The sequence below is a fragment of the Bradyrhizobium sp. Arg237L genome (genome assembly GCF_029990105.1).
In the GTDB taxonomy this organism is placed as follows: Bacteria; Pseudomonadota; Alphaproteobacteria; order Rhizobiales; family Xanthobacteraceae; genus Bradyrhizobium.
On record NZ_JAQMIL010000023.1, the window covers coordinates 1 to 15,687 of the forward strand.

Consider the following 15,687-nt stretch of genomic DNA (forward strand, 5'->3'; position numbering starts at 1 on the left):
CCTACCCCCGTGCTTTTTGTTGCACGGGACCCATGGGTGCAACCGGCACCCGGCTTTCCCTGCGCCCTCTACATTTTCAGAGGGTAACAGCGACGCAAACCTCGGGCGCAAAAGCGCCGCGAGAACGTGGACTCACATCCTCTCCGCTGTTTGACAACTGAATCAAAATTTGGGCACGCCGTAGGATGGGCAAAGCGAAGCGTGCCCACCATCGCGAGCGCGGTGCTGGATGGTGGGCACGGCGCGAAGCGCGCCTTTGCCCACCCAACGGCCTCTGCTGGAGAAAGCGCGACGCTCTATGTTTTCACTTCCAGCCTCCGCTGGAACGCCGAGAGCACCGCGCCGAGCGCCAGCATCGCTGCCGATATGTTCAGCGCGAACGACAGGCTGCCGGCCGCATCGGTGATCGCGCCGACCACAATCGGTCCGATGGTCTGACCGATCCCGAACGAGATCGTCAGCGCGGCGATCGCGGTTGGCCATGACGATGGCGGATAGTTGAAGCGCACGAAGGCGGTGGTCGATCCCACCACCGCGAAGAAGGCAACGCCGAACACCAGGGCGGAGACCGCGAGCAACAGCGGCGAGTGTCCGAAAATCGGCAGTCCGGCGCCGATCGCGTTGACGCCGAGGATGATCGTGGTGGCAAGCCCGCCGCGGTTGAGACCAAGCACGCCTCGCCACACCCACGGTGTCACGAAAGCGCTCAGCCCGATCAAGCTCCAGAATGCGCTTTGCGCCAGCGCGCCGCCGCCGGCGTCGCGCACATAGGCGATCATGAACGTCATGTAGGCGATATAGCCGGCGCCGAACAGGAAATAGCCGCCGAGATAGATCACAACCGGCGCAATCGCGAACTTCGCCGAGGCCTCCTGCCTGGTCATGGCATCGGACGGGAAGGATGCGAGCCACAGCGGAATGGTCATGATGGCCGCGAGCAGCGTCATCGCCCACCACACGATCCACCATGAGCCCGGGCCGCACCATTGCAGCACGAACGGCGCCACCAGCCCTGACAGCAGGATGCCGCTGCCGGGTCCGGCATAGAACAGGCTGAGCAGGAAATTGGCGCGCTCGGGCCGCGTCTGCGCGATCATCGCCGCAAGCGCGCCGCCGCCGACGAAGCCGGCCGCAGCGCCAAGGCCGGCGAGCAGCCGCGCAAAGCTCAGCACTACGAAGTTCCCGGTGATGGCGCAAAGCGCGAGCGACACCACGCAGGCCAGCGTTCCCCAGCGCACGGAGGCCACCAGCCCGAAGCGCCGGATCAGCCGCGCGGCGAGCAGCGCGCCGATCAGATAGCCGGCAGCGTTGATCGTGTTCATGAAGCCCGCCGCCGAATAGGACCACGCGAGCTGCTCGCGCATATCAGGCAGCACCAGCGAATAGGCGAAACGGCCGATGCCGAGCCCCGCAGTCGGCGCCAGCGACAGGATCAGAATCAGCCGCGCGGGGTGCGCGGAAGATGAGGGAAGGTCGGGGGCTTTCACTGAGAACTCCGGCGAGGCTCCATTGTGGCAGGCCCGGCCGTCCTTGCACAGGCCGCGCTCCGGGAATGGTGTCTTGCCAACCGCGCAACAGCGCTTTAGCACTCCGCGCGGATTTCCTTAGATCTCAAGGCGAAAACCCCATGGCGACCCACAGGCTCCTGCTCCTGCCCGGCGACGGCATCGGCCCCGAAGTGATGGCGGAGGTGAAGCGCCTGATCGGCTGGCTCAAGGCGGAAGGTATCGCTGTTTTCGAGACCGAAGAGGGGCTGGTCGGCGGCGCCGCCTATGACGCGCACAAGGTCTCGATCTCGGAAGCGGACATGGCCAAGGCGAAAGCCGCCGATGCCGTGATCTTCGGCGCGGTCGGCGGGCCGAAATGGGACAGCGTCCCCTATGACGTGCGGCCCGAGGCCGGCCTGTTGCGGCTGCGCAAGGATCTCGGCCTGTTCGCCAATCTGCGGCCCGCCGTGTGCTATCCGGCGCTCGCCGATGCCTCCAGCCTGAAGCGCGAGGCGGTCGAGGGGCTCGATATCATGATCGTGCGCGAGCTTACCGGCGGGGTCTATTTCGGCGAGCCGAAGACTATCACCGATCTCGGCAACGGCCAGAAGCGCGCCATCGACACCCAGGTCTATGACACCTACGAGATCGAACGCATCGCCCGCGTCGCCTTCGACCTTGCGAAGAAGCGCCGCAACAAGGTGACCTCGATGGAGAAGCGCAACGTCATGAAGTCTGGCGTGCTCTGGAACGAGGTCGTCACCCAGGTGCACAAGCGCGAATACCCCGAGGTGACGCTCGAGCATCAGCTCGCCGATTCCGGCGGCATGATGCTGGTGAAATGGCCGAAGCAGTTCGACGTCATCGTCACCGACAATCTGTTCGGCGACATGCTGTCCGACATCGCGGCGATGCTCACCGGCTCGCTCGGCATGCTGCCGTCGGCTTCGCTCGGCGAGACCGATGCGAAGAGCGGCAAGCGCAAGGCGCTGTATGAACCGGTCCACGGCTCGGCGCCGGATATCGCAGGCCAAGGCCTCGCCAACCCGATCGCGATGCTCGCCTCGTTCGGGATGGCGCTGCGCTATTCCTTCGACATGGGCACGCTCGCCGACAAGCTCGATGCCGCCATCGCCGCCGTGCTCGCAAGCGGATTGCGTACTGCAGACATCAAGTCCGAAGGCACGACATCAGCCTCGACCACGCAGATGGGCGAAGCAATCCTGAAAGAATTGCAGAAGCTGCACTGAGCGGGGGATGCGTAGGGTGGGCAAAGCGCAGCGTGCCCACCATCCAAGTTGGGTACAAGAAAGGTGGGCACGCTGCGCTGCGCTCCACCCGGGCTACAGGCTCTCAATACAGCGGGAACCTGGTCGGCTCGCCGCCCAGATCCGACGGCGGGTTGAGCGGCTGGCGGTCGATCGGCCGATTGAGGTTTTCCCGCGCGAAGTCCGGGTACCCGAACGGCGACGGAAAGGCGTAGTCCTGGAACTTGCGGTCGCCTGGCAGCACCTCGGTGCCGGCATCGAGCCACGAGCGCGTGGTCACGAAGACGCGCGTGCGTGGTCCCTGCTGGTAGGAACGGTTGGGCCCTTGGCCGCCGTAGGTGACCCGGCCGTCGCGGTCATACCGGAGCTGGTCCTGACGCCTGCTCTGGGCATCGGCAGGGCTGGCGAGGAGACCGACCACCGCCGCAGCGGTCGCAAAGAATACCGCGAACCTGGTCGCAGCAGGAAATCTGGCAGTCATTTCATCCTCGTCACTGTGCCCCGACCGGATGCCGGCAGGTCGCCCCATCTGATTTGGTCACATTGTAGCCCTGGCGCAACTGCCGCCACTAGGTCAAATGCGCCACACCCGCGCGCAATAATGCCGCGGCGAGCGCAAAAGTTTCATGAAAACCAGTGCCTTGCCGCGATGTCGCCATCATCGGAGGGGCGCCGCGGCCGGTGGCGTGCGGCGCCTGAGTGATTACATCATGTCACCTGAACAGGCGGCCAGACCGGCGAAGCGCTACGACTAACGTTGTCTTAACGGCGTTTCTCGCATAGAAGCGCTGCGCTTCCTTGAGCGGCCGGACGCGGCAGGCGAGCATTTTTCCTCGGAGAGTGAACGATGGGTTACAAAGTCGCGGTGGTGGGTGCGACCGGTAATGTCGGGCGGGAAATGCTCGGCATTCTGGACGAGCGCAAATTCCCGGCTGACGAGGTGGTGGCGCTGGCCTCGCGCCGCAGCGTCGGCGTCGACGTCTCCTATGGCGACCGGACCCTGAAGGTCAAAGCGCTCGAGCATTACGACTTCTCTGATGTCGACATCTGCCTGATGTCGGCGGGCGGCGCGGTGTCCAAGGAATGGTCGCCGAAGATCGGTGCCGCCGGTGTTGTCGTGATCGACAATTCGTCGGCCTGGCGCATGGATCCGGATGTGCCGCTGATCGTGCCGGAGGTGAATGCGGACGCGGCGGCGGGCTTCACTAAGAAGAACATCATCGCCAATCCGAACTGCTCGACCGCGCAGCTCGTGGTGGCGCTGAAGCCCCTGCACGACAAGGCGACGATCAAGCGCGTCGTGGTGTCGACCTATCAATCGGTCTCGGGCGCCGGCAAGGACGCGATGGACGAACTGTTCTCGCAGACCAAGGCCGTCTACACCAATGACGAGCTGGTCAACAAGAAATTCCCCAAGCGCATCGCCTTCAACGTCATCCCCCACATCGACCTCTTCATGGAGGACGGCTACACCAAGGAAGAGTGGAAGATGATGGCGGAGACCAAGAAGATCCTTGATCCCAAGATCAAACTCTCCGCGACCTGCGTGCGCGTGCCGGTCTTCGTCGGCCATTCGGAAGCGGTCAACATCGAGTTCGAGAACCCGATCTCGGCCGATGAGGCGCGCAACATTCTCCGCAACGCGCCAGGCTGTCTCGTCATCGACAAGCAGGAGCCCGGCGGCTACGTCACGCCCTATGAGGCTGCCGGCGAGGACGCCACCTATATCAGCCGCATCCGCGAGGACGCGACAGTGGAGAACGGACTCGTGCTGTGGTGCGTGTCGGACAATCTGCGCAAGGGCGCCGCGCTGAATGCGGTGCAGATCGCCGAATGCCTGATCAACCGCAAGCTGCTCACCGCCAAGAAGAAGGCGGCCTGAGAGTCGCGATTGGTGAATGACCGGGGAGCCGGAATCGATGACCGACGAGCCGGTTCCTTATCGACCTGATCCCAGGCTGAAACGCGTTGAGATCGGCTTCGAAAGCCTGATCTTCAACAGCCGCTGGCTGATGGCGCCGTTCTATTTCGGTCTCGTCGTCAGCCTCGCGGTGCTGCTCTACAAGTTCGTCGCACTGCTGTGGGAGTTCATCCTGCACGTGCCGTACGCCAAGGAATCCGACATCATCCTCGGCGTGCTCTCACTGATCGACGTGTCGCTGACCGGCAATCTGATCCTGATCGTGGTGTTCTCGGGCTATGAGAACTTCGTTTCCCGGATCGATCCCGCCGGCCATCCGGACTGGCCGGAATGGATGACCAAGGTCGATTTCGGCGGCCTGAAGCAGAAGCTGCTGTCCTCGATCGTGGCGATCTCGGCGATCCAGGTGCTGAAAGCCTTCCTGAACATCGATGCGGTCTTCGACGCGCAGAAGCTCGGATGGCTGGTTGGCATCCACCTGGTGTTCGTGATCTCGACCCTGATCCTGGCCTTATCGGACCGCTGGGGCGCCGGCCACGGGGCGGATTGATTGGCGAATAGTGAGTAGCGAATAGCGAGTGGAGTTAGCCTATTTGCTACGCGCAACTCGCGCACTCACGAATTCCTTCGTCGTCCGGTCGAGCATGAACAGCGAGCCTTCGGCGACGCCGAAATAGGCGCCGTGCAGGTTCGTCTCGCCCTTCTCCACCCGTTCGCGCACGAACGGGAACGTCATCAGGTTCTCGAGCGAGCGGAACACCGCGGCTTTCTCGATTCGGATGGTGAAATCCTGCATCGTCTCGTGCTCGCGCTGCTCGACCACCTCGCCGGGCTTGATGAACATCTGCATCCACTTGCCGATGAAATCACCGGGCGACAGCGGCTGGATCTTATCGATAAACGCGCGGATGCCGCCGCATTGGGCATGGCCAAGCACGACGATGTGCTTCACCTTGAGCACGCTGACGGCATATTCCAGCGCCGCCGAGACGCCGTGGGCGCCGCTGTCGGGCTGGTAGACCGGAACCAGGTTGGCGACGTTGCGCACCACGAACAATTCACCCGGCCCGGCGTCGAAGATCACTTCCGGCGAGACGCGGGAATCGCAGCAGCCGATCACCATCACCTCGGGTGACTGGCCGCGCACGGACAATTCGCGGTAGCGGGACTGTTCCGTGGGCAGCCGCTGCGTGGCGAAAGCCCGGTAGCCGTCGAGCAGATGTTGCGGGAAGAGCTCCATGCCCTTGCCTAACCACAAGCCGATGACCGGAACAAGGCTTTCGGACTGATGGCCGAAATGATAGGCGGGATGGAAACGACCGAAAGGAAACGACCATGACCCGTCCGCGCCGCAGCCTGTTGTTCATGCCCGGATCCAATGCGCGGGCGCTGGAGAAAGCGCGCAACCTGCCGGCCGACGGCATCATCCTCGACCTCGAGGATTCGGTGGCGCCGGACGCCAAGGGCCTGGCGCGGGACCAGATCGCGGCTGCCGTAGCGGCCAAGGGCTTCGGCAAGCGCGAGGTGCTGGTCCGGATCAACGGCCTCGACACGCCGTGGTGGGTCGACGACATCGGCATGGTCGGCAAGGCGCAGCCCGACGGCATCCTGGTTCCCAAGGTCTCCAGCGTCGACGACCTCAATGCGATTGCCGACCGCCTGAGCGACATCAGCGCCCCTGCCTCGATCCGGGTCTGGGCCATGATCGAGACCGCGCGCGCGGTGCTGCATGCCGAGGAACTCGCTGCGGCCTCAAAGGATTCAGAGACCCGGCTTGCCGGTTTCGTGTTCGGCCCGAACGACATTTCGCGGGAGACGCGGATCAAGATGCAGCCGGGTCGTGCGATCATGATCCCGATGATCACCCATTGCATCCTGGCGACGCGCGCGCACGGCTTGGAGATCCTCGACGGTCCCTATAGCGATTTCGCCAATGTCGACGGCTTTGCCGCCGAATGCGCACAAGCCCGCGATCTCGGTTTCGACGGCAAGACGCTGATCCATCCGGGCCAGATCGAAGCTTGCAACGCGATCTTTACCCCGCCGGCGGACGAAGTCGCGGAAGCCCGCAAGATCCTCGCCGCGTTCGACAAGCCGGAGAATGCCTCGCGCGGCGCGATCCAGATCGACGGCCGCATGGTGGAGCGGCTCCACGCCGAGATGGCGCGGCGCACGATCGCGATTGCAGATGCGATCGCGGCAGTGAGGAATTGACCTCAGGCGAATTTTTCGGCCGCCCACGCATAAAGACTGCCCGGGATCGGCGCCTCGCGGCCGCGGCCCTTCGGCGAGATGTGCAGGCCGATGACGTCGGGATTGCCGAGCAATTTCGAGTAGTCGCGCGGCTCGAAGAACAATTTCGGTTCGGCATGCACCGCATAGAACGACTGCTTCGGCAGGGCATATTGCAATTCCCCTGCGCGGCGGGCGAGCGCGGTGAGTGCCGGCGGGCCGTAGAGGGAGATCCGGATGTCGGAGAGACGGTTGGAAACGCCGCGCAGGCGCCGCAGCGCGAAGACAACGCGATGACGGAGCGCGAGCCACTCCGGCGTCAGCTCCTCCTGCTTCATCAATCCTTCGAAGGCGCGCACGATCGGATCGTCCGGCGGCAGATAAAGCACGGAGTTGCCGAGCTGGCGCGGCCGCTCCCACGCAAAATAGGGCTTGGCCGGATCGATCTCGATCGGCTTCAGGAGCAGCACATCGGCATCGAGCCAAACGCCCGCGCGTTCGGCCATCAGCCGTATGCGGAAAAAATCGCTGAACTGCAGGATGGTCCAGCCGCGCCAGCTCCCATCCGGTTCCGGCGGCCGCAGCTTCTCGGAGAACGCATGCGGCAGGATCGCTTCGGCCTCGGCATTGCCGATGCCGTCGGGCAGGCCGGGCAGCGGATCGAAACTGTAGACGGTGACCTTGTGGCCGGCGGTGACCTGCGAACGCAGGCAGGTCAGCCGCAGCCGGTCGAGCGGACCATGCCAGAAGGTGACGACGTCCGGACGCATGCGTCGTTCCTCTAGAGCTTGATCCGGAGCGGAAAGATCAGGCCCAGGCGCGCTCGCGGCTGGCCTTGGCCTCGTAGTCGTCGATCGACGACTTCTTCTCCATCGTCAGCCCGATATCGTCGAGGCCGTTGATCAGGCAGTGCTTGCGGAACGGGTCGATCTCGAACTTCACGGCGCCGCCGTCGGGACCGCGGATTTCCTGATTCGCCAGGTCGATCGTCAGCGTCGCATTGGCGCCGCGCTCAGCGTCGTCGAACAGCTTGTCGAGGTCTTCCTGGGCAACGCGGATCGGCAGGATGCCGTTCTTGAAGCAGTTGTTGTAGAAGATGTCGCCGAACGAGGTCGAGATCACGCAGCGGATACCGAAATCGAGCAGTGCCCAGGGCGCGTGCTCGCGGCTCGATCCGCAGCCGAAATTGTCGCCGGCGACCAAGACCTTGGCATTGCGATAGGCCGGCTTGTTGAGCACGAAATCGGGATTCTCGCTGCCATCGTCCTTGTAGCGCTGCTCCGAGAAGAGCCCCTTGCCAAGGCCGGTGCGCTTGATGGTCTTCAGGTACTGCTTGGGGATGATCATGTCGGTGTCGACATTGATGATCTTCAATGGCGCCGCGACGCCTTCCAGCTTGGTGAACTTATCCATCGATCGCACTTCCCGGTTCAAGGTGGGAGAGGGGGTTATCTATCCCGAAAAACCCCCTGGAAAAAGGCTAATTTGCGCATGGGGCCTTTGTCTGACGCGTTTTCTTCACGCGAACCGGGGGCCACCCTCGGATCAAGTCCGAGGACATGCTTCGCTCGAAAACGCTTTAGCCTGCAGCGGCCTCGATCGCCTCCATGTCGGCGTCGGAGAGGCCGAAATGGTGGCCGATCTCATGGACCAGGACGTGGCGGACGATGTGGCCCAGCGTCTCCTCGTGCTCGGCCCAATAGTCGAGGATCGGCCGGCGGTAGAGCCAGATCATGTTGGGCAAGTGCGGGACGTCGCCATGGCTCTGGTGCGGGAGACCTATGCCCTGGAACAGGCCGAGCAGGTCGAATTCGCTTTCGCAGCCCATCTCGTCCATGACTTCGTCGGTCGGGAAATCGTCGACGCGGATGATCACGCCTTCGCAAAGGCTGCGAAAGCGCTTGGGCAGGCGCTCGAAAACGTCATGCGCCATGGCCTCCATTTCGGCGAGCGATGGCGCTTTGGCTGTGGTCCACATGGCGCTTGTTTAGCGCGAGTTTCGCACAGGGCGCCAGCGCTGTTGACCTTGTCGCGGCAATCGGAGACCGTACGGCCCGCGAACTGGATTTTGGGTGGGCGTGATGCGGCGGATCGTGATGGGAATGCTACTGGCGGCTTTGGCGGGAGCCTCGCTGCCGGTTGCTAGCGCGCAGGCGCAAACGGCTCCATCGGCAACGCCGGGCGTGCAGGCGGTTGCGCCCACCATCTCTGAGTCCTCCGCACAGCGCCGGCGGCCGCTGCGGCGGATTCCGATCTACCGCCAGGATCACTGGGAACCGGATGTCATCCCGCGCTACAATCCCGGCCCGAACGCCGTGCGCGATTGCACCGCTACCTATGTGCAGGAATACCGGCCGAGCGGAACCGTGATCACGCCGCGCATGCACTGCTACTGGCGCCCCGGCTAGCTTCCCGCTTGAGCATGATCTCCGCGCAAACGCTTCGCGTTTGTCGCGAGGGAAAACCGGTCTCCACTTTTCCGGATCATGCTCTAGCAGCATCGCCAATCGCCGGTACTGCGCACGGCCAGAATTCCTGACTTTATCAAGGAACTGAAACGCGCAGTCCGGCGTTCACGTCCGCGGCGCGGATTCATTCCCTCCACATTCACGTCGTCCGCTTCTGCTTGCGACCTGCGTCGCGGCAGCCTCACTCGATTCGAATCGAAGGTTGCAGACGTGACATCCGAGGACGTTCGGGAGAACAAAAAAATGAAGATGACAAAACTTCTGGGGCTGGTTGCCGCCAGTTCCCTGCTTGCGCTTGCCGTGCCGGGCGAGCGCGCTCACGCGCTTTCGCTGAACAGCCCCGGCGCCGCTGCGGCGGTTCAGGATGCTCCGAAGCAGATGTCGGAGACGACCGAAGTGCGCTGGCACTCCCGTCGCCATCACCGCCCGCACCGTTGGCATCCTCGCCGCCACTGGCGCCGCTGACAGGCTCGCGGCATTCAACGCAGAGCGCACAGGCCCGTGAGTAACGGGCCTGTTTTTCATTTTCAGCCAAGAAAGTTTCCATTTCAGCCAAGAAACAGGCATGATTGTACCCGTTATCGCCCGCTCGATTGCTGGAGGAGTCATCTCATGAAGGGTTGGATCGGCGCCGCGCTGGTTGCAGGTGTCATGGTATTGGCATCGCCGGCGTCAGTGACGACGGCCGCGGCAGGGCCGCAGCGGACCGTCGCGCAAAAGGCTGATGCAGGAGCCACGGATTTCAGTGCGCGCCGCTACAGGCCCTACTACCGAAACGTTGATCGGTCCTACATCGACTTCTACTACCGGCCCTATCCTCCTTACTCTCGCGCTTACACGCAGCCTTACTACTTCCGACCATATCCATATGACAGGCCGGTCCCGTACGCATTCGGCTTCCGGCATGACCCGTGGTGGTGGTGAGGCGCTGAGCGCTTCCCAAACAGACGGTTGATTGCAATCCTCTTTCGCTCGTGTCGCATTCACGGCGCGTTCACGTCGCTGTCTCTAGCGTCATGATGGGAGCGACCGCACATGCACGCGATGACGACGCACGCCTTCTAGGCGGCGCGATTGCTATTGCGCGCTTCAAGGAGGTTTTCGGAATGAGGAGACGACAATTCGGGCGCGGCATGATCAGTCGCGTCGGCCTTGCGGCTGCCGCGGTGTTCGTCCTTACGACGGCAACGCAGCGCGCCGAGGCGCTCTCACTGGCCAGCCCGGGCGCCGTACCGGCGACGAAGGCGGCGACTGAAGGGCTGGCCACCGAAGTGCAGTTTCGGGGCCATGGCGGCGGTCGTGGCGGCGGTTTCCATGGCGGCGGATTCCGCGGTGGTGGTTTCCATGGTGGCGGCTTCCGTGGCGGTGGTTTCCGGGGTGGTGGTTTCAGAGGTGGGGGTGTCGCGTTCCATCGCGGCGGCGGCTTCCATCGCTACTCCGGCGGCGGCTATCGCTACGCCTACCACCGGCCCTACTTCCACCGGCGTCATTTTCACCGCCGGTTCTACTATGCAAGGCCGTACTATTATCCGCGCTACTATTACCCGCGCCGTTGTCGGATCATCTGGACCTATTACGGCCCGCGCCGGATCTGCCGCCCCTGGTGGTATCGTCACCACTATTGGCGTCCGTATTGGTGAGGCTTCGTAGCCCGGGTGAAGCGTCAGCGTAACCCGGGGCCGGTACGCAATGTTGATGCAAGTGTCCCGGGTTGCGCGTTCCGCTCCACCCGGGCTACGGGCTCGAAATGAGCCGTCTTAATCCCAGTCCCTGAACTTCCAGGACTTCAGCTTCCACGGCGTCAGGTTCTCGACCCGCCATTGCGCCCAGCGGTCCGGCGGCCAGTGGCTGAGGCGCGAGGTTTCTTTCGCCTGAGGCATTGGATCGATCACGCGCGGCATGGTTCGGCGCCGGTTCTGGCGCGTCGCCTCGCTGACCATATCGATATATTCGCGCTTGTCGGCCATGGCTCGGCTCCTTGCGAAAGGATGCATCCGCAAGGAGCAAGTCTGCGCCTCGCTGCTTAACGAGGCGTTTCCGCGATTTATCGAGCTTGAGGGAAAGGTGGTTAACGCCACTCCCTCACGTCGACAAAGTGCCCGGCGATTGCCGCAGCAGCCGCCATTGTTGGCGACACCAGATGGGTGCGGCCCTTGAAGCCCTGGCGTCCTTCGAAGTTGCGGTTCGAGGTGGAGGCGCAGCGCTCTTCCGGCTTCAGCTTGTCGGGGTTCATGGCCAGGCACATCGAGCAGCCCGGCTCGCGCCACTCAAAGCCGGCCTTGATGAAGATCTTGTCGAGACCCTCCGCCTCCGCCTGCTCCTTCACGATGCCGGAGCCTGGCACGATCATCGCATTGACGTGCGCATTCACCGTCTTGCCCTCGGCAATCTTGGCCGCGGCGCGCAAATCCTCGATGCGGCCGTTGGTGCAGGAGCCGATGAAGACGCGGTCGAGCTTGATGTCGGTGATCCTCGTGCCCGCTGTCAGGCCCATATATTTCAGCGCGCGATGCTTGGAGAGGCGCTTGGCCTCGTCCGCGATCTTGTCGGGATCCGGCACGAACCCGGTGACCGAGATGACATCCTCGGGCGAGGTGCCCCAGGTCACGATCGGCGGCAGCTTTGCTGCGTCCAGCCGGAGTTCGTGGTCGAAATGCGCGCCGTCGTCGGAACGCAGCGTCTCCCAGTAGCGCATCGCCGCATCCCAGGCCTCGGCCTTCGGCGCCTTGGGACGGCCGCGGAGGAAGTCGAACGCCTTCTCGTCGGGCGCGACCAGGCCAGCGCGCGCGCCGCCTTCGATCGACATGTTGCAGACGGTCATGCGGCCTTCCATCGACAGCGCGCGGATCGCCTCGCCGGCATATTCCAGCACGTAGCCGGTGCCGCCGGCGGTGCCGATCTCGCCGATGATGGCGAGGATGATGTCCTTGCCGGTCACGCCTTCGGGCAATTTGCCGTCGACGGTGACGCGCATGTTCTTGGCTTTCTTCTGGATCAGCGTCTGTGTCGCCAGCACATGCTCGACCTCGGAAGTGCCGATGCCGTGCGCGAGCGCGCCGAACGCGCCATGCGTCGAGGTATGGCTGTCACCGCAGACGATGGTCGTGCCGGGCAGCGTGAAACCCTGCTCGGGGCCGATGACGTGGACGATGCCCTGGCGCTTGTCGAACTCGTTGTAATATTCGATGCCGAATTCCTTGGCGTTCTCGGCGAGCGCCTTGATCTGCTCGATGCTCTCAGGATCGGGGTTGGGTTTGGTGCGATCGGTGGTCGGCACGTTGTGGTCGACGACGGCCAGCGTCTTTTGCGGCGCGTGCACCTTGCGGCCAGTGGCGCGCAGGCCTTCGAAAGCCTGCGGCGAGGTGACTTCGTGCACCAGATGGCGGTCGATATAGAGCAGGCAGGTGCCGTCTTCGGCTTCGTGCACCAGATGGTCGTTCCAGATCTTGTCATACAGGGTGGTCGGTTTGGACATGAGCATCAGCTCCAGCGATGTTGTGGTAGCGGATCGGCGCGGTTAGGTGCCGGGGCAAACGAAAGGCCGGCGCAGCATCAAGCTGCGCGCGTAAGCTCCGACGTCGCCGAGGTCGCAAAGCGCCCGAAGAACCGGCCAGGCAGCCGCGAGCGATCGTCGATCACGACGCGCTTGATGGGCTCGATGCTGGTCTGATCTGGAACCATTCTACAAATATATAGCAGGCCAATCCGGAAGCGCGAGTGCTTTCAATGCGCGTCACGGCTTCAAAGCCGCGTGCGCGTGAATTCACCCTGAGGAGTGCGCCATCGGCGCGCGTCTCGAAGGGCGAGGCCACCGGCGGGGCCTCCATCCTTCTCCCGGCGATGCATAGCATCGTCCGGAGACGCGCGTTCCGCGCTCCTCAGGATGAGGGATTGACACCGGTGTCACCGCACGAAGCAACAAAAAAGCGCGGGGACCGGCCCCGCGCTTTCAGTCACATCCGTGTTGGTCGGATGAGTTTACTCGTTGACCGCGGCGGCGCGATCCTGCTTGTCCTGCTTCTCAACGATGCGCGCCGACTTGCCGCGGAGATTGCGCAAGTAATAGAGCTTGGCGCGACGGACCTTGCCGCGGCGCACCACCTTGATCGAGTCGATCATCGGCGACATCACCGGGAAGACGCGCTCCACGCCCTCGCCATAGGAGATCTTGCGCACCGTGAAGCTCTCGTTGAGGCCGGAGCCCGAACGGCCGATGCAGACGCCTTCATAGGCCTGCACGCGGGTGCGATCGCCTTCGACCACCTTGACGTTGACGATCACGGTGTCGCCGGGCGCGAATTCCGGGATCTGCTTGGTCGCAGCGAGCTTGTCGTACTGCTCTTTTTCGAGCTGCTGGATGAGGTTCATTGAAATCTCCATCGGCGGCGCGCCCAGCACCGACGCGGGCTGCGCAAGAATTCGGTCTATCCTGATTGCGGATTTGGGCGCTCCTATAAGGCAAAGCGGAGGCTTTGTCACCCGTCTGTCGTGTTTTTTGTGCCGTGCCGCGCGATCCACAAATCCGGCCGCCTGGCCCGGGTCAGAGCCTCGGATTGGGCCCGTCGCCAAGCTGCAACCTTGGCATGATCGCCCGAAGTGAGGATTTCCGGAATCGGCCGGCCCTCGAATTCCTGCGGGCGGGTATATTGAGGGTATTCCAGTAGTCCCTCGGAGAAGGTCTCGTCCTCCCCGGAGGCCTGCTTGCCCATCACCCCCGGCAACAGCCGTACGCAGGCGTCGATCAGCACCATGGCGGCGATTTCCCCGCCCGACAGCACGTAGTCTCCGATCGAGACCTCCTGAAGACCGCGCGCCTCGATCACCCGCTCATCGACCCCCTCGAATCGGCCGCAGACGATGAGCGGACCCGGGCCGGACGCGAGTTCCGCGACGATGGGCTGGGTCAGTGGCCGACCCCGCGGGCTCATCAGCAGCCGTGGCCGGTCCGGCGCGATATCGGTCGCATCGATGGCGGCAGCCAGGATGTCGGCACGGAGCACCATGCCGGGTCCGCCGCCCGCGGGGGTATCGTCGACGCTGCGGTGCCTGTCGGTCGCGGAATCCCTGATGTCCCGCGGTTCCAGCGTCCACAGGCCGGAGGCGAGCGCCCGGCCCGCCAGGCTGACGCCAAGCGGTCCCGGAAACATCTCCGGGAACAGGGTCAGCACGGTGGCGCGCCATATGGTCTGAGCGGTCATCGGGTTCCGTTACGGCACCACGGCCGTGAGGTCGAGACCCTGCATCAGCGCGGCGGCTTCCACCGCGCGCTTGATGTCGGCAAGCGAAAACGCCGTGACGTTGATCTGGCGGAGATCGAGCAGGTTCTCGGCGGCCAGCGCCGCCAATTGGCCGGGCGCCGTCCGGTCGTACATGAATTGCCCGACCACCTCCCAGTCGTTCGCCAGCATTTCGCGGAACGAGAGCTCAAGCGGCGCCTCCGCGCTGCCCATCAGCACCAGCCGCCCGCCACGCCTCAGCGCGCGCAGGCAAGACAGCGTGGTCGAGGTGCTGCCGGCGTTGCCGAGCAGGTCGAGCGCGACCTCGGCCCCGCCGGCCGCGGCGCGGCGGATGATCGGAAGGTCCTCAGCTGCGTTGCCGCTGACGACGGCCGGAATGACGCGCGGACCGAAGGTCTCGCGCAGCAGTTCCAGTGCCGCCTGCTTGCGCCCGACGGCGACTACGCGTCCTGCGCCCATCGCGACGGCCAGCATCACCGCGCCCGAGCCGAAATAGCCCGACGCGCCATTAATGATGATGGTCTGTCCGCCACGCAGACCCGAACGCTGCAATCCGCCGAACGGCACGATCAGTTTTGCGAGCCCGATCAATTCGGTCGCGGGCCTGTCCTCGAGCCCCGAAAGCGGCGTCACGCAGGCTGCCGGCCAATGCGCGACCTCGGCAAACACGCCGTCGCGCCAGCGTGTCTGCAGGGCCAGCGCTTCCGGCGTGGTTGTCATGGCCGTAAGCCCGATCAGGATCTGCGGCGGCTCGCGGTCGGGCACATCGGCGCGCAGATGCGGGCTCAGGAAGACGCGGTCGCCAGGTTCGACATGATTGACATTGTCGCCGACCGCGACCAGACGCGCGATGGCGTTGGTCCCGGGCACGAATGGCATCGGCGGCAGGCTGTAGGGCACCGCGCCTGACAGCACCTTGCCTGTGTAGGAAAGCACCATGCCGGCTTCGATGCGTACCACGACGCCGTCGGGTGCGGGCGCTGGTGTCTCCACTTCATCGAGGCGAAGATCGTTATGCGCGTGCAGGCGCCAGGCTTTGTGGCTTGCCATCGTCGTTGCTCCGCTATCGCTATT

At 64.0% G+C, this 15,687-nt stretch carries 19 protein-coding genes; 8 read left to right on the plus strand and 11 right to left on the minus strand.

Annotation, left to right across the window (positions count from 1 at the left end; translation table 11 throughout):
* Nucleotides 1-296 precede the first annotated feature (296 nt).
* Nucleotides 297-1,487: a YbfB/YjiJ family MFS transporter gene (locus OZ411_RS16040; RefSeq protein WP_282528755.1), complete on the minus strand. Its 1,191-nt coding sequence runs from the start codon at nucleotides 1,485-1,487 to the stop codon at nucleotides 297-299.
* A gap of 140 nt (nucleotides 1,488-1,627) precedes the next feature.
* Between OZ411_RS16040 and leuB the strand changes: the two genes are divergently transcribed.
* Entirely contained in the window at nucleotides 1,628-2,737 is a 1,110-nt protein-coding gene (gene leuB / locus OZ411_RS16045) for a 3-isopropylmalate dehydrogenase (protein WP_282528756.1), read from the plus strand.
* 103 nt (nucleotides 2,738-2,840) lie between these two features.
* On the opposite strand, the gene OZ411_RS16050 is transcribed toward leuB, so the two are convergent.
* Nucleotides 2,841-3,236 (minus strand): hypothetical protein, encoded by a 396-nt coding sequence (locus OZ411_RS16050; RefSeq protein ID WP_282528757.1) that lies wholly within the window; start codon nucleotides 3,234-3,236, stop codon nucleotides 2,841-2,843.
* A 366-nt stretch (nucleotides 3,237-3,602) separates the two neighbouring features.
* Between OZ411_RS16050 and OZ411_RS16055 the strand changes: the two genes are divergently transcribed.
* Together OZ411_RS16055 and OZ411_RS16060 are read left to right on the plus strand one after the other, a co-directional pair.
* Complete coding sequence (locus OZ411_RS16055) at nucleotides 3,603-4,637, plus strand: aspartate-semialdehyde dehydrogenase (RefSeq protein ID WP_282528758.1); 1,035 nt, start codon at nucleotides 3,603-3,605, stop codon at nucleotides 4,635-4,637.
* A gap of 37 nt (nucleotides 4,638-4,674) precedes the next feature.
* A complete protein-coding gene (locus OZ411_RS16060; protein WP_282528759.1) occupies nucleotides 4,675-5,226 on the plus strand; it encodes a TIGR00645 family protein in 552 nt (183 codons plus the stop codon).
* A 39-nt stretch (nucleotides 5,227-5,265) separates the two neighbouring features.
* On the opposite strand, the gene OZ411_RS16065 is transcribed toward OZ411_RS16060, so the two are convergent.
* A complete protein-coding gene (locus OZ411_RS16065) occupies nucleotides 5,266-5,916 on the minus strand; it encodes a carbonic anhydrase (RefSeq protein ID WP_282528760.1) in 651 nt (216 codons plus the stop codon).
* Between the two features lie 95 nt (nucleotides 5,917-6,011).
* Here OZ411_RS16065 and OZ411_RS16070 point away from each other — a divergent pair, with 95 nt between their 5' ends.
* Entirely contained in the window at nucleotides 6,012-6,890 is an 879-nt protein-coding gene (locus OZ411_RS16070) for a CoA ester lyase (protein WP_282528761.1), read from the plus strand.
* Nucleotides 6,891-6,892: 2 nt separating this feature from the next.
* Here the strand turns inward: OZ411_RS16070 and OZ411_RS16075 are convergent, their stop codons facing one another.
* The 3 genes from OZ411_RS16075 to OZ411_RS16085 all read right to left on the minus strand — a co-directional run bounded on the left by OZ411_RS16075 (nucleotide 6,893) and on the right by OZ411_RS16085 (nucleotide 8,886).
* Nucleotides 6,893-7,678, minus strand: a complete 786-nt coding sequence (locus OZ411_RS16075) for a hypothetical protein (protein WP_282528762.1) — start codon at nucleotides 7,676-7,678, stop codon at nucleotides 6,893-6,895.
* A gap of 37 nt (nucleotides 7,679-7,715) precedes the next feature.
* Nucleotides 7,716-8,321, minus strand: coding sequence for a 3-isopropylmalate dehydratase small subunit (leuD, locus tag OZ411_RS16080; RefSeq protein WP_028165134.1), 606 nt, complete (start codon nucleotides 8,319-8,321; stop codon nucleotides 7,716-7,718).
* 166 nt (nucleotides 8,322-8,487) lie between these two features.
* Nucleotides 8,488-8,886 (minus strand): metallopeptidase family protein, encoded by a 399-nt coding sequence (locus tag OZ411_RS16085; protein ID WP_130581212.1) that lies wholly within the window; start codon nucleotides 8,884-8,886, stop codon nucleotides 8,488-8,490.
* Between the two features lie 118 nt (nucleotides 8,887-9,004).
* Here OZ411_RS16085 and OZ411_RS16090 point away from each other — a divergent pair, with 118 nt between their 5' ends.
* From OZ411_RS16090 to OZ411_RS16105, 4 genes are all read left to right on the plus strand, one after another.
* Nucleotides 9,005-9,316, plus strand: coding sequence for a hypothetical protein (locus tag OZ411_RS16090; RefSeq protein WP_282528763.1), 312 nt, complete (start codon nucleotides 9,005-9,007; stop codon nucleotides 9,314-9,316).
* A gap of 303 nt (nucleotides 9,317-9,619) precedes the next feature.
* Nucleotides 9,620-9,841 carry a hypothetical protein gene (locus OZ411_RS16095; protein ID WP_282528764.1) on the plus strand — a complete coding sequence of 74 codons (222 nt, stop codon included), beginning with the start codon at nucleotides 9,620-9,622 and terminating at the stop codon, nucleotides 9,839-9,841.
* A gap of 147 nt (nucleotides 9,842-9,988) precedes the next feature.
* Nucleotides 9,989-10,300 (plus strand): hypothetical protein, encoded by a 312-nt coding sequence (locus OZ411_RS16100; RefSeq protein ID WP_130581209.1) that lies wholly within the window; start codon nucleotides 9,989-9,991, stop codon nucleotides 10,298-10,300.
* A 182-nt stretch (nucleotides 10,301-10,482) separates the two neighbouring features.
* Complete coding sequence (locus OZ411_RS16105) at nucleotides 10,483-11,016, plus strand: hypothetical protein (protein ID WP_282528765.1); 534 nt, start codon at nucleotides 10,483-10,485, stop codon at nucleotides 11,014-11,016.
* Between the two features lie 117 nt (nucleotides 11,017-11,133).
* On the opposite strand, the gene OZ411_RS16110 is transcribed toward OZ411_RS16105, so the two are convergent.
* From OZ411_RS16110 to OZ411_RS16130, 5 genes are all read right to left on the minus strand, one after another.
* Complete coding sequence (locus tag OZ411_RS16110; protein WP_130581207.1) at nucleotides 11,134-11,343, minus strand: hypothetical protein; 210 nt, start codon at nucleotides 11,341-11,343, stop codon at nucleotides 11,134-11,136.
* Between the two features lie 101 nt (nucleotides 11,344-11,444).
* A complete protein-coding gene (gene leuC, locus OZ411_RS16115) occupies nucleotides 11,445-12,851 on the minus strand; it encodes a 3-isopropylmalate dehydratase large subunit (protein ID WP_282528766.1) in 1,407 nt (468 codons plus the stop codon).
* 503 nt (nucleotides 12,852-13,354) lie between these two features.
* Nucleotides 13,355-13,744 carry a 50S ribosomal protein L19 gene (gene rplS, locus OZ411_RS16120; protein WP_027580760.1) on the minus strand — a complete coding sequence of 130 codons (390 nt, stop codon included), beginning with the start codon at nucleotides 13,742-13,744 and terminating at the stop codon, nucleotides 13,355-13,357.
* Between the two features lie 107 nt (nucleotides 13,745-13,851).
* Nucleotides 13,852-14,574, minus strand: a complete 723-nt coding sequence (gene trmD / locus OZ411_RS16125) for a tRNA (guanosine(37)-N1)-methyltransferase TrmD (protein WP_282528767.1) — start codon at nucleotides 14,572-14,574, stop codon at nucleotides 13,852-13,854.
* Nucleotides 14,575-14,583: 9 nt separating this feature from the next.
* A complete protein-coding gene (locus OZ411_RS16130) occupies nucleotides 14,584-15,663 on the minus strand; it encodes a zinc-binding dehydrogenase (RefSeq protein WP_282528768.1) in 1,080 nt (359 codons plus the stop codon).
* Nucleotides 15,664-15,687: the final 24 nt, after the last annotated feature.